Raw genomic sequence first — 22,489 nt, 5'->3', positions numbered from 1 at the left:
CAAATTGACACTGTCGCGATACCGCCGTGTTACCGACGCAATACAGACAGGGGTTTTTGGGGATTGCCAGCCCCCGCCAAAGTCGCTGAAGCGACCCGGCGAAAGGCTCATGCTTACGTCTAGAAAAACGCCTGCAAGCCGGTCTGAGCACGCCCCAGAATAAGCGCATGCACATCATGCGTGCCTTCATAGGTGTTCACGGTCTCCAGATTGACCATGTGGCGGATCACCCCAAATTCCAGCGAAATCCCGTTGCCACCATGCATATCCCGCGCATGGCGCGCGATCTCCAACGCCTTGCCACAGTTGTTGCGTTTGATGATCGACACCATCTCCGGCGCGGCCTTGGCCTCGTCCATCAACCGGCCAACCCGCAACGCCGCCTGAAGGCCCAGCGAAATCTCGGTCTGCATGTTCGCAAGCTTGAGCTGAAACAACTGCGTCTGTGCTAGAGGTTTGCCAAATTGTTTACGGTCCAGCCCGTATTGGCGTGACGCATGCCAGCAATATTCAGCCGCCCCCATCGCGCCCCAGGCAATGCCGTACCGCGCGCGGTTCAAACAGCCAAAGGGCCCCTTAAGTCCTTCAACATTTGGCAAAAGTGCGTCCTCAGACACGGTAACGTTGTCCAGCACAATCTCGCCCGTGATCGACGCACGCAGCGACGCTTTGCGCATGATCTTTGGCGCGGACAGCCCCTTGGTGCCTTTGTCCAAAACAAAGCCACGAATCTTGCCGCCATGGGCATCCGACTTGGCCCAGACCACAAACACATCTGCAATCGGTGCGTTGGAAATCCACATCTTCGCACCGTTTAGCACATAGCCGCCATCAACCTTTTTGGCGCTGGTTTTCATGCCGCCGGGATCAGAGCCCGCATCCGGTTCGGTCAATCCGAAACAGCCAATCCATTCTCCGGACGCCAACTTTGGAAGATACTTTTTGCGTTGTTCTTCAGAGCCATATGCGTAAATCGGATACATCACCAATGAGCTCTGCACCGACATCATCGAGCGATACCCACTGTCAACGCGCTCCACTTCTCGCGCCACCAGACCATAGGTCACATAGCCCGCGCCAATGCCGCCATATTCCTCGGGAATCGTGGTGCCCAAAAGCCCCATTTCGCCCATCTCAGCAAAGATCTCAGGATCAGTTTCTTCGTTCTCAAACGCGGTCGTGACACGCGGTGCCAGCTTTTCATCGCAATACGCCTTGGCCGCATCGCGCACCATGCGCTCATCCTCTTCAAGCTGGCCTTCGATCAGAAACGGATCTTCCCAGTTGAAGCTCCCAAGATCAGGTTTGGATTGAGGTGCCAGATCCTTGGCCATGATGGTCTCCTTTGCGCACATTGGGTGTCGCATACTACATGTTATTGCATTTCAGTGTGCCAAGGCCCGCCCTGGGGTCAAGACACCGAGCCGAAGCTGCCGCTACGTCTGAAAGGGCTAGGCACAGCTATTGCGCAGAATTGAGGGCGATGCTAGGGAAATTTAACTTGTGTAAGACCTAGGCATCACCGCACATCTTACATGCCAAACCTTACAACAGGATCTGGTAAGGTCTGACATCATTCGCAACACCATCTGAAAGCTGAAAGTCTGATATGAAGCCCCTTGAAGGTTTGAAAGTTGTTGAACTCGCGCGCATTCTCGCGGGTCCATGGGTTGGCCAATCTTTGGCGGATCTGGGCGCCGAAGTCACCAAGGTCGAGGCGCCCGAAGGCGACGACACCCGCCGCTGGGGGCCTCCTTTCATTGACCGCGAAGACGACCACACCGCCGCCTACTTTTATGCGGCAAACCGCGGAAAAACATCAGTAATCGCCGATTTTCGCACGCCCGAAGGCCAAGCCGCCGTTCGGGAACTGATCAAAGACGCCGACATCCTGATCGAAAACTTCAAAGTCGGCGGACTGAGGAAATACGGATTGGACTACGACAGCCTGAGCGCTCTCAATCCGCGCCTGATTTATTGCTCGATCACCGGATTTGGCCAGACAGGACCATATGCCAACCGCGCCGGCTATGATTTCATGATCCAAGGTATGTCCGGGCTGATGTCCATCACCGGCGAGCCAGACCAGCAACCTCAAAAAGTTGGTGTGGCGGTCACCGATGTTGTCACCGGTCTTTATGGCACGATCGGGATTCTCGCCGCCGTCGAGCAACGTCATCGCACTGGCCGTGGGCAGCATCTCGACATGTCTCTGCTGGATTGCGCGACCGCCTTGCTGGCGAACCAAGGCATGAATTATTTGGCCACTGGCGACAGCCCGACCCGCAAGGGCAATGCACACCCAAATATCACGCCTTATCAAGTGGTTCCCACTCGCGATGGCCACATCATTCTCGCGGTCGGCAACGATGGTCAGTTCCAACGCGCCTGCGATGTGCTCAACATCTCGCCGCTCGGCACGCATCCTGATTTCGCGACAAATCAGGCCCGCGTCACCAATCGCGACGCGCTGACAACCCAAATAGAGGCCGCCACGACCCTTTGGACATCCGCGCACCTTCTGGAAGCTTTGGAACAGGCCACAGTGCCCGCAGGCCCCATCAATTCCGTTGAAGACGCTCTAACCAATCCTCAGATTCAAGCACGCGGCATGGTTTACGAAGCCGATGGTGTCCCGGGGATCCGTGGCCCCTGGGTTTTCTCAGATGCCGACCTTGCTTTGGACAAAACAGCCCCCAAGCTGCCGTCCACCGAAAAGTGAACGACATTGATGCGCTTTGACGCCTAAGTATTTGATTTCAAATTAACCTACGATCAGCTGCTTTAGCTGAAGCGCTTCGTGTTCCAGTTCGGTCAGACGATAATTCACCAAATCTCCAATGGTGATCATACCTGCCAACCCCACGTCCGAGGTCACCGGCATATGGCGGAATTTGCCTTCGGTCATGCGCTTCAAAACCGACACCAGCAAATCATCAGGTGTGCAGGTCTGAACTTCCGACGTCATGACATCTTCGACCTTTTGCGGCAGCGTCTGTCCCGGAGTGTCAGCCAGTTTGCGCACGATATCGCGCTCGGACAGAATGCCCTGCAACATACCATTGGCGTCAGTTACAACCAGCGCACCGATGCGTTTGTCGCGCAGAACTTTCACAGCCTCGCCCAATGTATCCTGCGGGCGAATCGCAAACATATCGCCGCCCTTGTGATCCAAAACCCTTTGGACCGTCACAGCCTCGGCCGACACATTGGTTTGTGTGGTCTGGCTCATGGTCCGCGACTTTTCATCGGAATTGCGGTTTGGCGCCTGATAAGAACTGGGCATCAATGGGCTCCTTGCGTGCTGCTTGATCAACAAGTATGTGACCAGCTTAACCGCAAGATTTGCCTTTGGGGATTTTTCTTTTGCCCGACATCACGCTTTCGCCACCGCTGGCCACTGGCCTCTTTGTACTTTTTGTACTTGCCGGGCATCGTTTTCGGAAGGTTTGGAAAGACGAAGGCCCGCGTTGGCAGCTGTGGCTAACGGGTGGGGTTGCTGCGGTGTGTTTGTTGACGGTGGCGTTGATTCCGCTCACCGCGTAAATAGAAAAACCCCTGATAAATCAGGAGTTTTCCGCATCCATTTGTTCAAGCATTTTGCGCGCTCGCGGGCATTGCAGTCGCTCGCGCAACGGGCTGTCGGGATCAATGTCTTTGGAGCAAACCACACATTTGTCCGACCCGGAAATCGCATTCAGTCCACCGCAACTGCCTTTGATCGTCCGTCCGCTAAAGATAACGCCGACAGACATGCCAATCGTCACGATTAGTAGAAAGAAAAAGGCCAGCAGAAAGGTTTCCACAAGCGATACCCCTTTAGGTAATGGCCGCGAACTTGCTCGACGCGACGGTCACAAAGGCTTTCTCGGTTTTTGTCGTGTCACGTTCAATGAACAAAACCGCGAGATCATGGGCTTCGGCAACGATCATTCCACGTTCACGGCCCATTGCCAAAAGACCCGTGGCCCAAGCGTCCGCCAACATAGCGTTTTCCGCCAACACGGTCACCGACGCGGTGTTGTGGGTGACAGGACGACCTGTGGTCGCATCAATAATGTGAGAATAGCGCTGGCCATCTTGCTCAAAGTAGTTGCGATAGTCGCCAGAGGTCGCCATGCCGAGATTGCTGACACCGACAATCTTCTGCACGTCACGCATCAGCGCGTCGGGCGATTCGATTGCGATCTGCCACGCCATGCCTTCAGCATTCTTGCCTTTGGTCAGAATATCGCCGCCGATCTCGACCATGTAGTTTTCGACGCCAAATTGCTCAAGGGTTTGACCAATTTGGTCCACGCCATAGCCTTTGCCAATCGCCGACAGATACATTTCCGCCTCAGGATTGAGCTTCTTCAGGCCCGCGTCACTCAGACGCAAAGCATCGCCCTGCCCGACTTTCGTCATGGCGGTTTCGATTTCCGCATCAGACGGCATGTGGCCCGGTTTGCCTTGTGCACCGAAGCCCCACAAATCAATCAAAGGACCAACGGTCAGGTCAAACAGGCCCTCGGTTGCCGCATGCACAGCGTTTGCACCGTCCAGCAGTTCCGCCATTTCAGCAGACACCGCGATCGGAGCCGAAGTGCGCGCTGCGTTGATCTTTGAAATCTCAGACCCAGCGTTCCAGTTCGACATCTGGTTGTCCGTCTGCGCCAGCGACGCATTGATCGCGGACTGCAGTGCGTCCTTGCTGACTGAATTGGCCGGATCAACCGCAACAACGGTGTAATTCGTGCCCATCGTCTGCCCGCTCAAAAGTATATCAGCAGCGCCGCGCTTGCAGGCCGCCAAAGCGAGAGACATGAAAATAAAACTGCGTCGGGAAAAAGATGTCATGGCTGGCACGTCATTCAGGGTTGTGGCATCAATACGCTGTCACAGGCGGAACGCCGGACAAAAAAGATGCGCGTTTGAATTTGGGCGCACAGTATTTCTCTCCTCTCGGAGAAACAATAGTAAAAACGGTTGAATAAGACTGGTTGAACGGGAAAAAGCGTCGTATACGCAGGCGCAATCAAACCAGTTACTGATCAACCAAACGACAGGATGACATTGGCGTGCAGCATTTCGTGCTACGAAAAGGCCTGACTCTTCCAGTCACCGGGGCTCCCGGCGAAGGAATACACGAAGGTCCGGCAGTCAAGACCGTGGCGATTCTCGGCTCTGACTATATTGGATTAAAACCTCGAATCTCTGTGGCCGAAGGCGATGTGATCGCCGCCGGCGCGCCTATAATGGCCCACAAAGATTCGCCCGAGGCCGTTGTGGTCTCCCCGGTCTCCGGTCGGGTCAAAGCTATCAACCGTGGCGCGCGACGGGTATTGCAAAGCATCGAGATCGACTTTGATGCTGACGCAGCCGCGCCGGTCGACTTTTCGTCTACCGGTGACATCACAACCCGCGACGGCCTTGTGGCGCGCCTTTGTGCCGCTGGCCAATGGGGCGCGTTCCGCACGCGACCTTATTCAAAGGTGCCGGCGGCTGATGAAACACCCACGGCGATCTACGTCAATGCGATGGACACAGAGCCGCTCGCCGGCGATCCCGCAGTGATCATTGCAGACGCGGGCGATGCATTCGCCAAAGGACTCGCCGCAATCGCAACGCTCAGCGGTGGCAAGACCTATCTCTGTCACGCCCAAGGCGCCGAAGTGCCGTCTTCTGACGGTGTTGATGTCGCAACCTTCGAAGGCCGCCATCCCGCCGGCCTTGCTGGCACGCACATGCATTTCCTTGAGCCCCCAACCGCGTCCAAAATCGTTTGGACCATCGGCTATCAGGACGTGATCGCCATTGGCCGCTTGCTGGAAACCGGCACTGTTGATGCAAACCGTGTGGTTGCTCTGTGCGGCCCGCTTTGTGCCAACCCGCGCCTGGTGCGCACGTTGACAGGGGCTTCTATGGCCGATCTGACCGCAGGCGACACAACCGGTGACGCACCTGTGCGCCTGATTTCCGGTTCGATCCTAAGTGGCAAGGCCGGAGACGCAGCCGAGGCTTATCTCGGCCGCTACGCACGTCAGTTGACCGTCATCGAAGAGGATTACAAACAGATCCCGATGGGCTGGATCCGCCCGATGCCGTCCAAATACTCGTTCCTTCCGGTACTTGGCTCGGCGTTTTCCAAGAAACTCTACCCACTGACCTCGAACATGAACGGCGGTCGCCGCGCTATGGTGCCACTGGGCACCTTTGAGGAGCTGATGCCGCAGGATTTCCTGCCAACACAGCTTTTACGCGCCCTTCTTGTCATGGACACCGACGAGGCCCAAAAATTGGGTGCGTTGGAGTTGGACGAAGAAGACCTTGGCCTCGTAGGCTTCGCCTGCCCGGCGAAATATGAATACGGCATGGCGCTTCGCGACAGCCTCACCAAAATTGAACGGGAGGGCTGACATGGGGTTGCGCAATTTCTTTGACCGCATCGAGCCAAACTTCGTCAAAGGCGGTAAATACGAAAAGCTGTTCCCCATCTATGAGATGGTCGAAAGCTTTATCTACACGCCCAAGACCGTGACAACGGCCGCGCCACACGCGCGGTCCTACGTCGATATGAAACGCATCATGACCTACGTTGTGATCGCGACGATCCCCTGTATCATCATGGGGCTTTATAATGTCGGCCTTCAGGTCAACTCGGCTTATGAAACCATTGACCCGACCGGCTGGCGCGCTTGGATCATCTCCTCGCTGGGCATCGGCTTCAACGCCGGAAACCCGCTGGCAAACTTTGCCCACGGGCTGCTCTATTTCCTGCCGATCTATATCACGACTCTGGTCGTGGGCGGCATCTGGGAAGTGCTTTTTGCCACGGTACGCGGCCATGAAGTCAACGAAGGCTTCCTTGTGACCTCGATGCTGTTTGCCTTGATCATGCCCCCCGCCGCGCCATTGTGGCAGGTGGCTCTGGGCATTTCCTTTGGCGTTGTGATCGGCAAAGAAGTTTTTGGCGGCACAGGCAAAAACTTCCTGAACCCCGCCCTCACCGGCCGCGCGTTCCTCTACTTTGCCTATCCCGCCAATATGTCGGGCGACACCATCTGGACGCCGGTTGATGGCTTCTCAGGCGCAACCGCGCTGTCGATTGGCGCGTCGCAAGGCTATCAGGAACTTGCCGCGAACGGCATGAACTGGATGAACAGCTTTGTCGGCACCGTACAGGGCTCTATCGGCGAAGTTTCCGCACTGGCCTGTCTGATTGGTCTCGCTTTCCTGCTAATCACCAAGATCGCCAACTGGCGCCTTGTGGTCGGCTGTATGGGCGGCATGATCGGCTTTTCGCTGCTGCTCAACCTCATTGGCTCTGACACCAACCCGATGTTTGCCATGCCTTGGTATTGGCACTTCGTGGTCGGCGGTTTCGCCTTTGGTCTCGTGTTCATGGTCACCGAACCGGTATCCGCCAGCCACACCAACGTTGGGCGCTACATCTACGGGGCCTTGATTGGCTTCATGGTTGTAATGATACGCGTGCTGAACCCCGCCTTCCCCGAAGGCATGATGCTCGCAATCTTGTTCGGCAACGTCTTTGCGCCTCTGATCGACTACTTCGTCGTTCAAGCCAACATCAAACGGAGGGCGCGTCGCCATGTCTGATGTTCCCAATCAAAACAAGGGTCCAATCGCCCGCTTTCTGGCTGCTCCGCCCGACAGCGTCGGCAAGACGATCTTCATTGCAGTAACGCTGTGCCTTGTGGCGTCTATGATCGTGTCGGCCACATCTGTGGCCCTGCGTCCCCTGCAAGAGCAAAACAAGCTCAAAGACAAGCAGGCCAACGTTCTGCAAGTTGCCGGCCTCTATGAAGATGGCATGGACGTGATCGAAGGTTTCTCGGTTTTTGAACCACAGGTTCTTGAACTTGAAACCGGTATGTTCACCGACGCCTTTGACGCGGCCAGCTTTGACGATCGCGCAGCCGCATCTGATCCGGAATTGTCGGTGCGTCTGACAAATGATCCGGCAGGCATTGGTCGTCAGGCCCAATTCGTCACAGTCTATTTGCTGCGCAACGATGATGGCTCTTTGGACAAGGTTATCCTGCCAATCCATGGCTACGGTCTTTGGTCGACGCTCTATGGCTTCATCGCACTCGAAGAGAACGGCAACGACATCTTCGGACTGCAGTTTTATGACCACGGTGAAACACCGGGTCTGGGTGCCGAAATCGACAACCCACGCTGGAAAGCACAGTGGAACGGCAAGAAGCTGGCTGACGATGACGGCACTTTGCAAATCACGGTTGCCAAATCCGCGCCGCCTGCGGGCGCCGATCACCACGTCGACGCGTTGGCAGGTGCCACACTGACCTCGGTCGGCGTGGACAACCTCGTGCGCTTCTGGATGGGCGAAGCCGGTTTTGCCCCCTTCCTTGAAAACCTCAAAGCGGGAGAGATCTGATGGCCCAGACCAAGAGAGACCTTCTGATCGACCCGTTGGTCGACAACAACCCGATCACACTTCAGGTGCTGGGCATCTGCTCTGCCCTCGCGGTGACCTCCTCGCTGGAAGTTTCGATGGTGATGGCCCTTGCCGTGACCGCAGTGACCGGCTTTAGCTCGATGTTCATCTCGGTGCTGCGAAACCAAATCCCCGGCTCAATCCGGATCATCGTGCAAATGGTGATCATCGCATCGTTGGTGATCATCGTGGATCAGGTGCTCAAGGCGTATGCCTACGAGGTGTCCAAAACGCTGTCGGTGTTTGTTGGCCTGATCATCACCAACTGTATCGTGATGGGCCGCGCCGAAGCCTTCGCCATGAAAAACCCGCCGATCGACAGCTTTGTCGACGGGGTTGGCAACGGCCTTGGCTATGGCGCTCTGCTGCTGACCGTTGGCTTTATCCGCGAACTCTTTGGCGCAGGCACATTGTTTGGCTTCACCATTCTGCCAACCGTGAACAACGGTGGCTGGTACGTGCCTAACGGCATGCTGCTGCTGCCACCCTCGGCGTTCTTCATTATCGGGCTTCTGATCTGGGCTGTACGCAGCTGGAAACCCGGCCAGGTCGAAGAACGGGAATATAAAATTCAAGTTGTGGAGGGCCACTGATGGAAGGGCTTCTCTCTCTGGCCGTAAAGGCCATCTTTGTTGAAAACCTCGCGCTGTCGTTCTTCCTTGGCATGTGTACCTTTATCGCCGTGTCCAAGAAGATCTCCACCGCGTTGGGTCTGGGTATTTCGGTGATGCTTGTGCAAGCCATCACCGTGCCGACCAACAACCTCTTGCTGTCTTACCTGCTGGCGCCCGGCGCGCTGGCTTGGGCCGGATTTCCCGATGTTGATCTGACCTTCCTGGGTCTGATCTGCTACATCGGCGTGATCGCGGCGATGGTGCAGATCCTTGAAATGGTGCTCGATAAGTTCTTCCCGCCGCTCTACAATGCGCTGGGTGTGTTCTTGCCGCTGATCACCGTGAACTGCGCCATCTTGGGTGGCTCGCTCTTCATGGTGGAACGCGACTACAACTTTGCCGAGGCGACCACATACGGTCTCGCTGGTGGCTTTGGCTGGGCACTTGCAATCACCGCAATGGCCGGTGTGCGCGAAAAGCTGAAATACTCCGACATTCCCGACGGCCTTCAGGGTCTCGGCATTACCTTCATCACCGCGGGTCTGATGGCATTGGCCTTCATGTCCTTCTCCGGCGTGAAACTCTGAGGGGCGGCACAGATGGAAACTTTTACACTCGGCGTCGTCCTCTTTACCCTGATTGTTCTGGCACTTGTCTCGATCATTTTGGTGGCGCGTTCTCGGCTGGTATCAACCGGCAACGTCAACATCACCATCAACGGTGAAAAGACGATCTCTGTTCCTGCCGGCGGCAAGCTGTTGCAAACTCTGGCCGAACAGAAACTCTTCGTCCCATCCGCTTGCGGCGGCGGCGGCACCTGCGCCCAATGTCGCGTGCGCATTCACGCGGGCGGCGGATCTATTCTGCCGACCGAAGAAAGCCACATCACCAAGCGTGAGGCCTCCTGTGGCGACCGCTTGTCGTGTCAGGTGGCGGTCAAGCAAGACATGGACATCGAAGTCCCCGAAGAAGTCTTTGGCGTCAAAAAGTGGGAGTGCACCGTGCGCTCCAACGAAAACGTCGCAACCTTCATCAAGTCGCTCATTCTGGACCTGCCAGAAGGCGAAGATGTGAATTTCCGTGCCGGTGGCTACATCCAGATTGAGGCGCCCGCGCACAAACTGAAATACACCGACTTCGACGTCGAAGACGAGTACCGCGAAGATTGGGACAAGTTTAACCTGTGGCAGTATGAATCGGTTGTCGCAGAGCCCGTAGAGCGCGCCTATTCGATGGCCAACTATCCTGAAGAGCGCGGCATGATTATGCTCAACGTCCGCGTTGCCTCCCCGCCTCCGGGCAGCGAAGGCATCCCTCCGGGTCTGATGTCGTCCTATATCTTTAACCTCAAGCCGGGTGACAAGGTGACGATCTCGGGTCCGTTTGGTGAATTCTTTGCGCGGGATACGCAAAAAGAGATGGTCTTTATCGGCGGCGGTGCGGGCATGGCCCCCATGCGGAGCCACATCTTTGACCAACTCAAGCGTCTGGAAAACCGCGATCGCAAGATCAGCTTCTGGTACGGCGCGCGCTCCAAACGTGAAATGTTCTTTGTCGAAGATTTCGATGGTCTGGCCAAGGACTTCGACAACTTCGACTGGCACGTCGCCCTGTCGGATGCGATGCCCGAGGACGATTGGGACGGCTACACAGGCTTCATCCACAACGTCCTGTTTGAGGAATACCTCAAGAACCACCCTGCCCCTGAAGATTGCGAATTCTACATGTGTGGCCCGCCCATCATGAACCAATCCGTGATCAACATGCTTCTGGATCTGGGCGTGGATCGCGAAGACATCATGCTGGATGATTTCGGCGGTTGATCCGAAATACCACCACCAAAACAAAAGGCCCCGCCAACCGGCGGGGCTTTTTTCTATTTCTTCTTATATCACATTCACCTGATGCGATCGGTGCCGTTGTCGAAGGCCTGTGAAAAAGTTATGTCGCCAAACACAAACTGGCCCAATGTACCATCGCTAAGCTTCCCCACAGCAGTACCGGACGTCAGTTGCTGAGTTCTCGTGATTAACAGAACTCCAGTCCTACCATCATTACACTCAATCTTCGTGGAGAGTGTCGGTGCCGTGCTGTTGTCATCGTATGTTCCGAAACACTTTAAACCATCAACGGTATAAGCTTCGAAGGTTCCTGGCCCACTTGTTGTAGCCGTAGCTTGACCCAACGCGCGGTCATCTCCGATATACCCACTCACGGGCACTGAAACCGAGCAACCCGCTATCGACGTTACGGCGGCAAATCCAATCAAAAGTCTATTCATTTTTTTCCTCAGAGAAAGATGTGTAACACACCCGAAGTAAGGAAAAGCGCCCCACAAAAATTTATTGTTGAAGCCAGAATTCAGTGAATTTCAGTCAAAGTTGTATTGTGATTTTACTAGAAAACAAACTTTGGGGGGGGGCACATGATAGCCCGTATCATTCAAGACAAAGTGAAATGGCGGACAGACAGGGATTCGAACCCTGGAGACGGTCTCCCGCCTACACACTTTCCAGGCGTGCGCCTTCGACCACTCGGCCACCTGTCCGTTCCGCGGGTTCTAACGCCAAACGATAGGCGGCTGCAAGAGGCAAAATAAGAAGAACCCCGGGATTTTTTTACCCGGCCGGCCCATCGTCCAAATGGAGATAGACACGCCGGTTCTGCCGGCCCTTTTTCTCTATTTTTCCGATCCTTACACGGCCAATTTCTGCGGTGTTGGCGACATGTGTCCCGCCACAGGGCTGCAGGTCCACTTGATCGTCGCCCTCGCCGATCCGAACCAGACGCACCTGCCCGGCCCCTTTGGGCGGCTGCACTGACATGGTTTTCACCAAACCGGGATTCGCCTCAAGTTCAGCGTCTGAAATCCATTGCTCACCCACCGCCAGGCCCTGAGAAATCAGCGCGTTCAACTGATCCGCCAAAACCTCTTTGTCTTCCGGTGCCTCAGGCATGTCAAAGTCCAGCCGGCCTTTTTCGGCGCTGATGGACCCACCTGTCACAGGCAGGGGAATGACCACAGACAACAGATGCAACGCAGTGTGCACACGCATATGCCCGTATCGTCGACCCCAATCCAGCCGCTGCACCACAATCGTCCCGATTGGAGGCAAGGCCGATGGCTCAGCTGGCACCAATACAATATCCCCGTCAGGGGTTTTCACAGTCGTTGCAATCTCCAGCGATTGATCCCCCCACGCTAGAATGCCGCTGTCACCCGGCTGCCCGCCACCAGTGGCGTAAAACATCGTCTGATCCAACACGATGCCACCTTCCGGTGTGTGGGCAATCACGGCGCCGTCGGTTTCTTTCAAATACGCATCTTCTCGAAACAACAGCTCAGTGTTCTTCACCGGACTCTCCTTCAAAATCACCGTCGTCCAAAACATGGCTGGTCTCGCCAGAGGGCACAGTCTTTTGCTCTGGCCTAACATTTTCTTTGACGAAATTATGCCGCGAGGATCCGGCAAAATTCTCAGCGCCAGGCAACACTTCCGGATTTCGCAGCCACAGGTCGCGCTGCGCAAACGGAATCTCGATGCCCTCTTCACCAAACCGACGGGCTATTTCATGATTCATGTCTGATTTGACTGACAAAACCCAATTCACATCACGCAAGATGGCCCGGATCTCAAAGTCTAAGGAATCCGCCCCAAAGCCTTGAAACACGATTCCCGGTGCCGGATTCGCCAATACCATCGGGTGCGCCTCCGCAATCTCTCGCAGAACCTGCTCCACCCGTTTGGTGTCGGTGCCATAAGCAACGCCGACAGGCACAATAACGCGACCTACCGTATTGCCGCGCGTATAATTGGTGACAGTTCCGGAGATGAAATCCGAATTGGGCACCACAACGTCCGTGCGATCAAAAGTCTCAATTCGCGTCGCGCGCACCGAAATGTCGCGCACGTACCCCATCTGTCCTCCAACTTCGATCCAATCGCCTTCGGTGATAGGCCGCTCAATCAACAGAATGATGCCACTGACAAAATTGGACACGATGGTCTGCAAACCAAAGCCAATGCCGACCGACAAAGCCCCGGCAAACAACGCGACATTGCCAAGCTCAAGTCCGGCCACGTTCATAGCGATTAGGGCCGCCAAGAAGATCCCAACATACCCCGCACCAACAACCACAGCGTTCTGACCACCGGGATCAAGTTTGGTTTTGGGCAGGATGCTGTCCCGCATCATACTTTGCGCAAGACGAGTCAGTGCGTGACCAACGAAATAGACCAGCAAAAATACCAGCACGGTTCGAGGTGACAACGTCATATCACCGATTTTCAAACCGTCCCCCAGCTTGCTGCCTATCTCCTGTAGGTCGACAACCCGAACACCCCAAAAAAGCGCCAGAACCGGCAAAGCCGCCACCACAAGGGCAACCCCGAGCAAAACAGCCGCAAGTGAGGACTGGTCGTCATCACGCCCCACAAGCGCTGCAAAGATTTTTTGAATCAACCGTTGGACAACGAGCAAAAACCCAATCAACAACACGGTTTTGCTGGTAGAAAACGCCAAAAATCCGCCGGCCCGCGTTAACCCGAACAACCCAAGCACAATGCTGATCGCAGCTGCCGCCAACATAAACCGCGCCAGAAACACAACGATAAGACCAACCGTTGTGTTTGGTGCCTCATCCGGAGACGCCATAAACTGACCATGACGCGAAATAAGCCGACCAAGCACGGCCAGACAAATGGCCCCCAAAACCGCCATAAGAAAGAACACAACCGCTTGTGTGCTGAGTTGCCAGTTGTCATATCGCGCCAGTTCGGCAGCCAACGTATTCGCTGCTAGAAAAATTCCGAGCGCAGACAAGGCCCTGCGCCCTTGTAGCTTTTCAGCCGGGGTCAGCATCACCAGCAACAGCGGGTCTTCATGGCGTGAGAAAATCCGCTCACCCAGCCACTTCGCCACAAGTATCTGAAACGTCAGAAGCGGCAGGTTTGACAGGACAATATCGCCCCTCAAGCCAGGCAGATCTGTCGCATAGAACGCTTTGGTAAGGGCGAATACGCCCAACATGGGCAGCACCACCTGACCAAAGGACAACACAAACATCATCACCCAGCGTCTGGCTGATATCACCTCGCGCGCCGCCAGCATTCGCTGCAGCGAGGCGCGCACCCAACGGCTTCCCCGAACAAGCAGCAAGCCGCCAATAGCCAGGTAAATAATCGACAACGGCAAAGACTGCCCAAGGTCATTGCTGCTGGTTTCGTGCACCCAGCTTGTCACAAGTTCCAGCCCAATAAGCCGGAACGAACGCATCACATCTGTCCAAGCCTCGCCCCAGATCGCGGGATTTAGAGGCCAAGGTCCCGGCGCGAGCAACAGATCCGTCTGCCGGTCCCGCATCAGCATGTCGATTGACCGGATCAACTCGCTGGCCTCTGCTTGTGCCAACTCCGCTCTTATTGACGGTGACCGCTCCATCGAGAGCCGCTTTTGCAAGAGATCCCGTTCCTGCGCGACATCGTCAGGCTCCCCGCCCTCCGGTACCGGTCCCAAACTGGCCAGCTGCGCTTGTACCGTGTCGACAGAGACCCGTCGTTTGCCGCCTTCCGCACTGAACGAATCCCGCCAGACATCAAGCTGCGACCGCAGCGCGTCCATTGCCGCTTCAGAGGCGCGGTTGTTATCGATCGCTTCTTGCGCGCGGCTCACCACGCGCTGCCATTCTTCATAGTCCGGTGGCGTTTCCTGCGAAAAAACAGCCGCCACCGACAATGTGAATATCACCGCAATCGCTGCGGCCAAACGCATCATGGCTATCATAAAGCCCCTCGCGTGTCAGACGTCCTCAAAAACGCCCGGAATGCTAGACGGTCCATTCTCGCCCAGCCAATCCGGCGTTGGCAATCCTTTTTCCCGCAGGAACGCAGGATTGAACAGCTTGGACTGATACCGTGTGCCATAGTCGCACAGGATCGTCACAATGGTATTGCCCGGCCCCATTTCTTTGGCCATGCGCACGGCACCCGCCACATTGATACCGGACGACCCGCCAAGGCATAGACCTTCTTCTTCAAGAAGATCAAACACATAAGGCAGTGCTTCTTCGTCCGAAATCTGGAAATTCATGTCGGGCGTGAACCCTTCCAAGTTGGCTGTGATGCGGCCCTGACCAATGCCTTCGGTGATCGATCCGCCTTCGGATTTCAGCTCACCGTTCTTGTAAAAATTATAAAGCGCCGCGCCCATCGGATCCGCGAGACCGATCTTTACGCCCTTGGACTGCAAGGCCTCGGCCACACCGGCCAACGTGCCACCAGACCCCACCGCACAGGTGAAACCATCCACATTGCCGCCGGTTTGCTCCCAAATCTCGGGGCCAGTGGTTTCTACGTGCGCCTGACGGTTGGCAACGTTGTCAAACTGGTTGGCCCAGATCGCTCCGTTCGGCTCGGTCTTGGCCAGTTCCGCCGCGAGACGTCCCGAATACCGCACATAGTTGTTGGGGTTGCGATATGGCGCCGCCGGAACCTGAACAAGCTCAGCCCCCGCCAGCCGCAGCATGTCTTTCTTTTCCTGACTTTGCGTTTCAGGAATCACAATCACGGTTTTGAAACCCATCGACGCCCCAACCAGTGCAAGGCCGATGCCGGTGTTGCCTGCGGTGCCTTCAACGATGGTGCCACCGGGTTTCAGATCCCCCCGCGCAATCGCATCCTTGATGATATAAAGCGCCGCACGATCCTTGACCGACTGGCCCGGGTTCATGAACTCGGCCTTGCCGTAAATGTCACAACCCGTCGCTTCACTCACCTTGTTGAGCCGGATCAGAGGGGTATTGCCAATCGCTTGGGCCAGATCACGCGCAATGTGCATCTCGGGTCGTCCTTTTCTTGTGTTCGCTATTCTGTGTAGGCAAGCGCAACGGCAAACTCAAGCGGCAGCGCGCACGCGCTCTCGGTGACGTGAAAGCCAAAGCAATGCCAAAATCAGCGGCGCGTTATCCAACGCCTGACGGTCCACCAAATCCATCACCTCGTCAAAGGAATAAAGATAGGACCGGATATCCTCGGCCTCCGCCTCAAGACCGGATACGCCAACCACGTCATCCGGCAGGTCCGCAACCCCAAGATAGATGTGGAAATACTCCGTGCATCCCCCCGGAGAGGCATAACATTTTCCAACCTCTTCAAGACGTTGCAAACTAAGTCCCGCTTCTTCTTGTGCCTCACGGTGCGCTGTCTGCTCGGGCGTTTCGCCGCCGTCCACTCGGCCGGCAATCGGCTCCAGTTGCCATGGCTTGTTGTCTTCTCGAGCTGTCGGCCCGAGCCGGAATTGCTCCACAAGCATCACGCGATCCCGCACCGGGTCATAAGGCAAAACCAGCGCTGCGTCCGTCCCCATGAAAACCGCACGTTTTACAGTATCCGACATCGTGCCGTCATAGCGACGAAAGCTAAGCTCATATTCTTCCATGGAGAAAAAGCTTGCATAGGGCCGTTCGAGCTTGCTCACACGCACATCGCTCAAGCTCAGCTGGCTGGGATTGTGCAAAACCTCCTGCGAGCCTGCTATAACTTTTGCACTCGCCCGCGCCTTGATGGTCGGCAGCAACCGGTCAACCTCATCGCGGCTGCGGCTGCCGAAATAACTCATTTCTTCTCGCGCCTTATGCACAGTGAAAATCCCATGCGCGGCAGACCAATCCGCCAGCGACCACAGGCCCTCAGGAACCCACGCAACGGCATCGCTGACATACACCTGCGCGTCCTCAGCCCCTTTTTCGGACTCCACGCTCACAGGAATCAGCGCATAGTCATACCCGCCTTCGTAAAAATCGAGCCGGGCAACGTCCGTGTCGGACAATCCGCGCAGCAAAAGCCCCTCAGCAACGCCATCACCTTCCGCCAGAAACGGAAAATCCTCCCCCCGCACGCTGTGCACCACATGACCCGAGAGCTGAGCTGTCGACATGTCAATCGCCGCAGCCTCCCGTCCAAGCACAACTGCCAAAAGCGGCACATGCCGAAGCGTGCCGTACACAAACAGATCGGACATAAATTACCCCCAGCGCCGCCGCGCATAATCGGTCAGAAACCCTGACACAAAAGCCCCGATTGCAAACATAACAAGGATCACGGGATGGGTCAGATACGCGCCATACTCAATTGAAATCGCAACAATTTGCTCAATTGCTTCAATAGGTTCTGTGTAGTGCCGCTTGAGCGCACGTTGCAGCATCTCATAACTGCCAAACACCAGAAGTTCGACAAACACCAATGCGACAATGCCGGTGATTCCGTTGTTGATTGGCCCGGCACGGTGAGCCTTGGGTCCCATGATGACCCACCCGACACACAAGCCAACAGCCGCCGCGACCAAGGTCATGGCGCCAGGGTTAAACCCTTCCGGCAGTTGTGGTTTTACAAGTTCTGCCCCCAGCGCGCCGATGATGGCGAGACATAGTGCGGCGACCAGTTTGTTTGCTGTGGGCATCAGTTGGGTCTTGATATGGTGATTTGAGTTACGTCGCAGCTTCCACTGTGAAACGCCGCAGCACAAGAGGTCAGATAAAAATTCCACATCCGACGGAACCGAGTGTCAAATCCCAGCGGCTGAATCTGATCCCATCTTGCGTTGAAGGTGTCAAACCATCGCCGCAAGGTCTGACTGTAACTCTCCCCAAACTCGACAGATCTTTCGACCACAAGCCCCGCTCGTTCGACTTCACGGCGCAGAGCTTCCGGGCTAGGTAACATGCCTCCCGGGAAAATGTATTTTTGAATGAAATCAACGTTTTTCCGGTAAGTCTCAAAGCGCTTGTTGGCAATGGTGATGATTTGCAACGTGGCATTCCTGCCCGGCTTCAATCGCTCTCGCACCGTGTCAAAATACACCGGCCAGTATTTTTCACCCACTGCCTCAAACATCTCGATGCTGGCGATCCCGTCATACGTTGCGGTTTCGTCGCGGTAATCTTGCAGCTTGAATTCAACGAGATCAGAAATGCCTGCCTTTTCAATCCGTTCCTGCGCAAACTTCAGCTGTTCTTCGGAAATCGTCAATCCGGTCACCCGCAATCCGCGTTCCTTGGCGGCATATTCCGCAAACCCGCCCCAGCCGCACCCGATTTCCAGCACATGATCCCCGGGTTTGACGCCCATTTGATCCACCATCGAAGCATATTTGGCAGTTTGCGCGGCTTCCATACTTTCTTGACCGCTGTCAAAGATTGCCGAGGAATACGTCATGGTTTCATCCAACCACAGACCGTAAAATTCATTCCCCAAATCATAGTGATAGGAGATGTTCTTCTTTGCTTGTGCGCGGGAATTTCGGTTCATCCAATGGCGCATCCGCTCATAAAAGCGCACAAATGCCATCCCCGGAAACCCGTCATAGACATCATCGTTGTCAGATCGCAAAAAGTCGCAAAACGCTTGCAGATCCGGTGTGCTCCACCAGCCGTCCAGATACGCCTCACAGAACCCAAGCTCACCTTCCCGCATCAGCCGCGCAAACGTATCGCCATTATGCACATGCATTTCACAAACCGGCCCGGGTTGTGTTCCTTCGGCGCGAAAAACGCGCCCATCTGACAAAACAAAATCAATGCGTCCCATGTTGGCGTTTTTTGCGATATCAAAAACCGCTGTAAAATACCGTGGCAGGCCGTTCTCATCCTTTGTCGTAGTCAGGACCATCCAAATCTCCCTGTGGTTGGCGTCGTGGGAGTCAGGCTAGGCGGTGACAACCACTCAGAGCAAGAAGTTATTGGGATTTAAAGCTTTCGTACGCGGCCAGTGCACGCGCGCGACCTCCAGCCAAGGCCACTAGCGGTTCAGGCGATTTGTCATTTAAAGACAGACCCCAAGATACTGGAATTGCATCATAAAATTTTTTTGCTGTGTCACTCACACCAAACACCTCATCAGGCAGCCATTTGGCCAAATACCGCCCCTGCGGATCAAACTTTTCCGTTTGCGTTTCCGGGTTATAGATCCGGAAATACGGCGCTGCGTCCGGACCAGAGCCGGCCACCCATTGCCATCCCATGGCATTTGAAGCCGGGTCCCAATCCACCAGACATTCCTCAAACCAGCGCATTCCAAGCCGCCAATGAATGCCCAGATGTTTCGTAAGATAGCTTGCGGCTATCATTCGCGCGCGGTTGTGCATCTTACCGGTAACATACAGCTCGCGCATCGCGGCATCGACGAGCTTCTGACCGGTGCGCCCCTGGCACCACGCCAAAAAATGCGGGTGGCTCTCATCCTCGATCCACGAAAACCCGTCCCATTCCGTCCGCCAGTTCTTGGTGTCGATTTCCGGATAATGCCACATCAGGTGCCATGCGAATTCTCGCCAGACCACTTCTTTCAGAAAATGCTCTGCACCCGCAGCGCCTTCTTGCATGCTTCGCCGCCCGGCATACCAACACTGTGCGGGGCTTATTTCGCCCAGGCTCAGGGCATCAGAAAGCTCCGACGTCGCCTCCGCGTCGAGCCAATCCCTGCGCGCCTTGTAGTCCGCAATGAGATCCTCACAGAACCTAGCAAGCCTGTCCTGCGCGGCGTCCTCGCCGATCCGCACGTGTGGCCGCACGACAGCAGCACCTCTGCGCATCGCGGATGACAGCGCCCAATCGTCAAACCGTTCGGTTTTTGGCCAATCGCTTGGCGGGCGAAGCTCACTTGGTGCTTTCAAGGCCTCCGGAACCGGCGTTCCGCGCACCGCCTTCCAAAACGGCGTGTAGACACGATAGGGCCCGTCAGTCTTTGTCTTTACCGTCCAGGGCTCAAACAGAAGCGCACCTTGAAAACTTTCGACCTCAAGCCCGTCTTCCTTCAGGGCCGCTTTGACTCCCGTGTCACGCGCCACCGAAGCCGGATCGTAAAGCCGGTTCCAAAAGACCGCCGACGCGTCGACTTCCTTTGCGACATCGCGCAACACATCCAGCGCATTTCCACACCGCAAAATCAGCTGACTGCCCAGTGCTTCCAAGAGCTTTGCAAACGCTTCAATCGCCAACTCAAGACGAAACTTAGGAGCGGCCCCTAGCCCATCAACCTGCGCATCGCAGACAAACACCGGCACAACCGCCCCGCGCTGCGCTGCGGCCACCAACGCAGCATTGTCGGTAAGACGGAAATCCCGCCTGATCCAGTATATCGATGAGGGCAAAATACTCATGGTTTCCTCGTGTTTTAATCAACTACGAGAAGACCTTAGCAGCAGATCACAAAACCGCATCCAGACTTTCTATGAGCTTCTCAATCTCGGCTTCCGTGGTGTAGTGGACAAAACTCAAGCGCAGCACACCCTTATCCATATCCACACCACAAGCGCTCAAGCCCCGCACCGCATAGAAATCACCACCACCCGCCATGATCCCCTGATCCGCCAGCTGTGTTGCCAAAGCGAAACCCGGAGTGTTCGCCGCCAACGCCACTGTCGGCGCGCGGTTCTCGGCCTGCGCTGGGCCGATCAGCCGCACGGAATTGCGCGAGGATACATAATCCAACAATGGCTGAAGCAATTTGACTTCGCGCGCCCGCATCAGATCGTGAACAGCCACTCCTGTGGCGGTTGGCGTGGCACCAATCACCCCGTGATGCGCCGCCAATGCCTCGAAATAGTCGACCATGCCGGCACAGGCCGCGACCTGTGCGTGATCTGGTCCAGCTGGCGTGAACCGTTTGTACAGGTTGTCGGCGTTAAAATAATGCCCTTGGTTTGGCAACAGACGCGCAAGGCTTTCACGCATGACCATGATGCCTTGGTGCGGCCCGTATGTTTTGTAACTTGAAAACAAATAGATATCCGCACCCAGCGCACCCACGTCCGGCAAGCCATGCGGCGCATAGCTGACCCCGTCCACGCACACAAACGCGCCCGCCGCATGGGACAATGCGGTGATCTTGGCCACCGGATTGATCTCGCCGACAACGTTGGAACAATGTGGAAAACACACCAATCGCACACGATCATCCAGCAACTCGTTGAGTTTCTCAGGGTCCAAATGACCGGTGTCGGGATCAATCTGCCACTCGCGCACTTCAATGCCTTCGTCGGCCAAACGGCGCCATGGGCCGGAATTGGCCTCGTGATCCTGATTGGTCACAATGATCGCGTCACCCGGATCCATCCACTGGCGGAACGCTTGCGCCAAAACATAGGTGTTCTGCGTGGTCGACGGACCAAAAGACACTTCTTGTGTATCGACTCCCAAAAAGCCCGCCAGTCGCAGACGCGCCTCGTCCATTTCCGCGCCAGCCAACTCGCTGGCACGGTAAGGTGCGTAAGGCTGAACTTTGCGCTCCCGATAAAACCGCGTCAGCCGGTCGATCACCGGCGCGCAGGTATAGCTGCCACCGGCATTCTCAAAAAACGACTGACCCTGCAGAGAGTCCTCGGCAAACGCCGGGAACTGCGCCCGCACAAAATCAATATCCAGCATCGCTCACCTCTTTCTGTTAGGACGCAGCAAACCGTCGCTTTCAGCGAGGGTCAAGACCGGTCCCGACGCAGAAAGGTACGATCACGCCAACGCGGCGCGAATTTTGTCGGCTTGCTCCTTCAGCACACCAAAATCCGCCATGGTTCCGGGAGGACGCAGTTTTAGATCCGCATGTCGCGGTAGCACGTGATAGTGCAAATGAAACACTTCTTGGCCACCGGCTGTTTCGTTAAACTGCTGCACCGTCACGCCCTCGGCGTCAAAAGCGGCCATCACCGCATGACCCATCTTCTGCACCGTCAGCAAACAAGCAGTCAGCTGCTCAGGGCTGGCGTCCAGCATATTGCGACAAGGTGTCTTAGGGATCACCAGACAATGCCCATCCGCGCGCGGCATGATGTCCATGAAAACAAAGGTGTCGTCATCTTCAAAAAGCTTCTCGCAAGGGATTTCCCCACGCAGGATTTTTGCAAAAATATTGTCGTTGTCGTAGCTCATAACGCCCTCGGATCGCTAGAATTAAAGCGACCCTAGCACCGCCTTCTGAGGATGAAAATCTCAGATGAGACTTTCGGATCCCGAAAATTTTCCACCTCACAATTCGGCTAGAAAATATTTAACGCGCTTGGGAAGTTCTTCACATCGTTCGACCGCCAAGTCCGATGCCAAACGTGCAATCATTGCAACTTCGACAGACGCATCTTCATTCTCGGCAAGCCAGTCACTTTGCGAAACAACCGCCTCCAAAAGATCGCCAGGAAAGAAGTCACCCTCAGCCAAGGGATCGCCATTTAGTGTCTTCAACGCCAGTGGCATCAGCGTGGCCAAACTAAACCCCTGGCCAATCATGATCCGCAAATCTTCGGTGCCAAATTGGTCGAGCGTAACCTTTCTCAACGCATGACACCGCATAACGAGATGTGACCCAAACGTCGGTTCGGGCCACACTTCTTTTTCTATGTCTTCCAGTGTCATAGCCGAAAGCTGACGCTC

21 protein-coding genes and 1 tRNA gene are annotated in these 22,489 nt (G+C 55.7%); 7 read left to right on the top strand and 15 right to left on the bottom strand.

Annotated features, from left to right (window positions below; translation table 11 throughout):
• Positions 1–119: 119 nt before the first annotated feature.
• The gene (locus PG871_RS13785; protein ID WP_270730207.1) at positions 120–1,334 is read right to left on the bottom strand and encodes an acyl-CoA dehydrogenase; all 1,215 of its coding nucleotides are present in this window, start codon (positions 1,332–1,334) and stop codon (positions 120–122) included.
• A gap of 275 nt (positions 1,335–1,609) precedes the next feature.
• Here PG871_RS13785 and PG871_RS13780 point away from each other — a divergent pair, with 275 nt between their 5' ends.
• Entirely contained in the window at positions 1,610–2,722 is a 1,113-nt protein-coding gene (locus tag PG871_RS13780; protein WP_270730206.1) for a CaiB/BaiF CoA transferase family protein, read from the top strand.
• 42 nt (positions 2,723–2,764) lie between these two features.
• On the opposite strand, the gene PG871_RS13775 is transcribed toward PG871_RS13780, so the two are convergent.
• The 3 genes from PG871_RS13775 to PG871_RS13765 form a co-directional block, all read right to left on the bottom strand.
• Positions 2,765–3,286, bottom strand: a complete 522-nt coding sequence (locus PG871_RS13775; RefSeq protein ID WP_270730204.1) for a CBS domain-containing protein — start codon at positions 3,284–3,286, stop codon at positions 2,765–2,767.
• Positions 3,287–3,566: 280 nt separating this feature from the next.
• Positions 3,567–3,806: a (Na+)-NQR maturation NqrM gene (gene nqrM, locus PG871_RS13770; RefSeq protein ID WP_270730203.1), complete on the bottom strand. Its 240-nt coding sequence runs from the start codon at positions 3,804–3,806 to the stop codon at positions 3,567–3,569.
• A gap of 13 nt (positions 3,807–3,819) precedes the next feature.
• Complete coding sequence (locus tag PG871_RS13765) at positions 3,820–4,839, bottom strand: FAD:protein FMN transferase (RefSeq protein WP_270730202.1); 1,020 nt, start codon at positions 4,837–4,839, stop codon at positions 3,820–3,822.
• Positions 4,840–5,060: 221 nt separating this feature from the next.
• On the opposite strand from PG871_RS13765, the gene PG871_RS13760 reads away from it, so the two are divergent.
• The 6 genes from PG871_RS13760 to nqrF are packed head-to-tail and all read left to right on the top strand — an operon-like array spanning position 5,061 to position 10,898.
• Positions 5,061–6,398 carry a Na(+)-translocating NADH-quinone reductase subunit A gene (locus PG871_RS13760; RefSeq protein WP_270730200.1) on the top strand — a complete coding sequence of 446 codons (1,338 nt, stop codon included), beginning with the start codon at positions 5,061–5,063 and terminating at the stop codon, positions 6,396–6,398.
• Position 6,399: 1 nt separating this feature from the next.
• Entirely contained in the window at positions 6,400–7,599 is a 1,200-nt protein-coding gene (locus PG871_RS13755) for an NADH:ubiquinone reductase (Na(+)-transporting) subunit B (protein ID WP_054001271.1), read from the top strand.
• Positions 7,592–8,401, top strand: coding sequence for a Na(+)-translocating NADH-quinone reductase subunit C (locus PG871_RS13750; RefSeq protein WP_270730197.1), 810 nt, complete (start codon positions 7,592–7,594; stop codon positions 8,399–8,401). The genes PG871_RS13755 and PG871_RS13750 overlap by 8 nt, the downstream gene beginning before the upstream one ends.
• Positions 8,401–9,054, top strand: a complete 654-nt coding sequence (locus PG871_RS13745; RefSeq protein WP_270730196.1) for an NADH:ubiquinone reductase (Na(+)-transporting) subunit D — start codon at positions 8,401–8,403, stop codon at positions 9,052–9,054. The genes PG871_RS13750 and PG871_RS13745 overlap by 1 nt, the downstream gene beginning before the upstream one ends.
• Complete coding sequence (gene nqrE, locus PG871_RS13740; RefSeq protein WP_054001268.1) at positions 9,054–9,662, top strand: NADH:ubiquinone reductase (Na(+)-transporting) subunit E; 609 nt, start codon at positions 9,054–9,056, stop codon at positions 9,660–9,662. Before PG871_RS13745 ends, nqrE begins: the two co-directional genes overlap by 1 nt.
• Positions 9,663–9,674: 12 nt before the next feature.
• Positions 9,675–10,898, top strand: coding sequence for an NADH:ubiquinone reductase (Na(+)-transporting) subunit F (gene nqrF / locus PG871_RS13735; protein ID WP_270730193.1), 1,224 nt, complete (start codon positions 9,675–9,677; stop codon positions 10,896–10,898).
• A gap of 635 nt (positions 10,899–11,533) precedes the next feature.
• On the opposite strand, the gene PG871_RS13730 is transcribed toward nqrF, so the two are convergent.
• From PG871_RS13730 to PG871_RS13680, 11 genes are all read right to left on the bottom strand, one after another.
• A tRNA-Ser gene (locus PG871_RS13730) sits at positions 11,534–11,623 on the bottom strand.
• Positions 11,624–11,693: 70 nt separating this feature from the next.
• Positions 11,694–12,467, bottom strand: coding sequence for an alanyl-tRNA editing protein (locus PG871_RS13725; RefSeq protein ID WP_270730190.1), 774 nt, complete (start codon positions 12,465–12,467; stop codon positions 11,694–11,696).
• Positions 12,418–14,859 carry a DUF3772 domain-containing protein gene (locus PG871_RS13720; protein ID WP_270730189.1) on the bottom strand — a complete coding sequence of 814 codons (2,442 nt, stop codon included), beginning with the start codon at positions 14,857–14,859 and terminating at the stop codon, positions 12,418–12,420. The genes PG871_RS13725 and PG871_RS13720 overlap by 50 nt, the downstream gene beginning before the upstream one ends.
• A 15-nt stretch (positions 14,860–14,874) precedes the next feature.
• The gene (locus tag PG871_RS13715) at positions 14,875–15,912 is read right to left on the bottom strand and encodes a cysteine synthase A (protein WP_270730186.1); all 1,038 of its coding nucleotides are present in this window, start codon (positions 15,910–15,912) and stop codon (positions 14,875–14,877) included.
• A gap of 57 nt (positions 15,913–15,969) precedes the next feature.
• On the bottom strand, positions 15,970–17,094 hold the full coding sequence (locus tag PG871_RS13710; protein WP_270730185.1) for an NUDIX domain-containing protein: 1,125 nt from the start codon (positions 17,092–17,094) through the stop codon (positions 15,970–15,972).
• Positions 17,095–17,097: 3 nt separating this feature from the next.
• Positions 17,098–17,532 (bottom strand): TrgA family protein, encoded by a 435-nt coding sequence (locus tag PG871_RS13705; protein ID WP_270730183.1) that lies wholly within the window; start codon positions 17,530–17,532, stop codon positions 17,098–17,100.
• On the bottom strand, positions 17,532–18,740 hold the full coding sequence (locus tag PG871_RS13700) for an SAM-dependent methyltransferase (protein WP_270730182.1): 1,209 nt from the start codon (positions 18,738–18,740) through the stop codon (positions 17,532–17,534). Before PG871_RS13700 ends, PG871_RS13705 begins: the two co-directional genes overlap by 1 nt.
• 67 nt (positions 18,741–18,807) lie before the next feature.
• Positions 18,808–20,229 (bottom strand): cryptochrome/photolyase family protein, encoded by a 1,422-nt coding sequence (locus PG871_RS13695; RefSeq protein WP_270730181.1) that lies wholly within the window; start codon positions 20,227–20,229, stop codon positions 18,808–18,810.
• A gap of 46 nt (positions 20,230–20,275) precedes the next feature.
• Complete coding sequence (locus PG871_RS13690) at positions 20,276–21,496, bottom strand: aminotransferase class V-fold PLP-dependent enzyme (protein ID WP_270730179.1); 1,221 nt, start codon at positions 21,494–21,496, stop codon at positions 20,276–20,278.
• A gap of 81 nt (positions 21,497–21,577) precedes the next feature.
• A complete protein-coding gene (locus PG871_RS13685) occupies positions 21,578–21,994 on the bottom strand; it encodes an HIT family protein (RefSeq protein WP_270730177.1) in 417 nt (138 codons plus the stop codon).
• Positions 21,995–22,090: 96 nt separating this feature from the next.
• Positions 22,091–22,471 carry a contact-dependent growth inhibition system immunity protein gene (locus PG871_RS13680; protein ID WP_270730175.1) on the bottom strand — a complete coding sequence of 127 codons (381 nt, stop codon included), beginning with the start codon at positions 22,469–22,471 and terminating at the stop codon, positions 22,091–22,093.
• Positions 22,472–22,489: the final 18 nt, after the last annotated feature.

It is taken from the genome of Shimia sp. Alg240-R146 (assembly GCF_947331465.1).
Taxonomy (GTDB): Bacteria; Pseudomonadota; Alphaproteobacteria; order Rhodobacterales; family Rhodobacteraceae; genus Shimia.
Note: the sequence above shows the minus strand (reverse complement) of the source record. Positions and strands in the feature narration are given on the sequence as shown.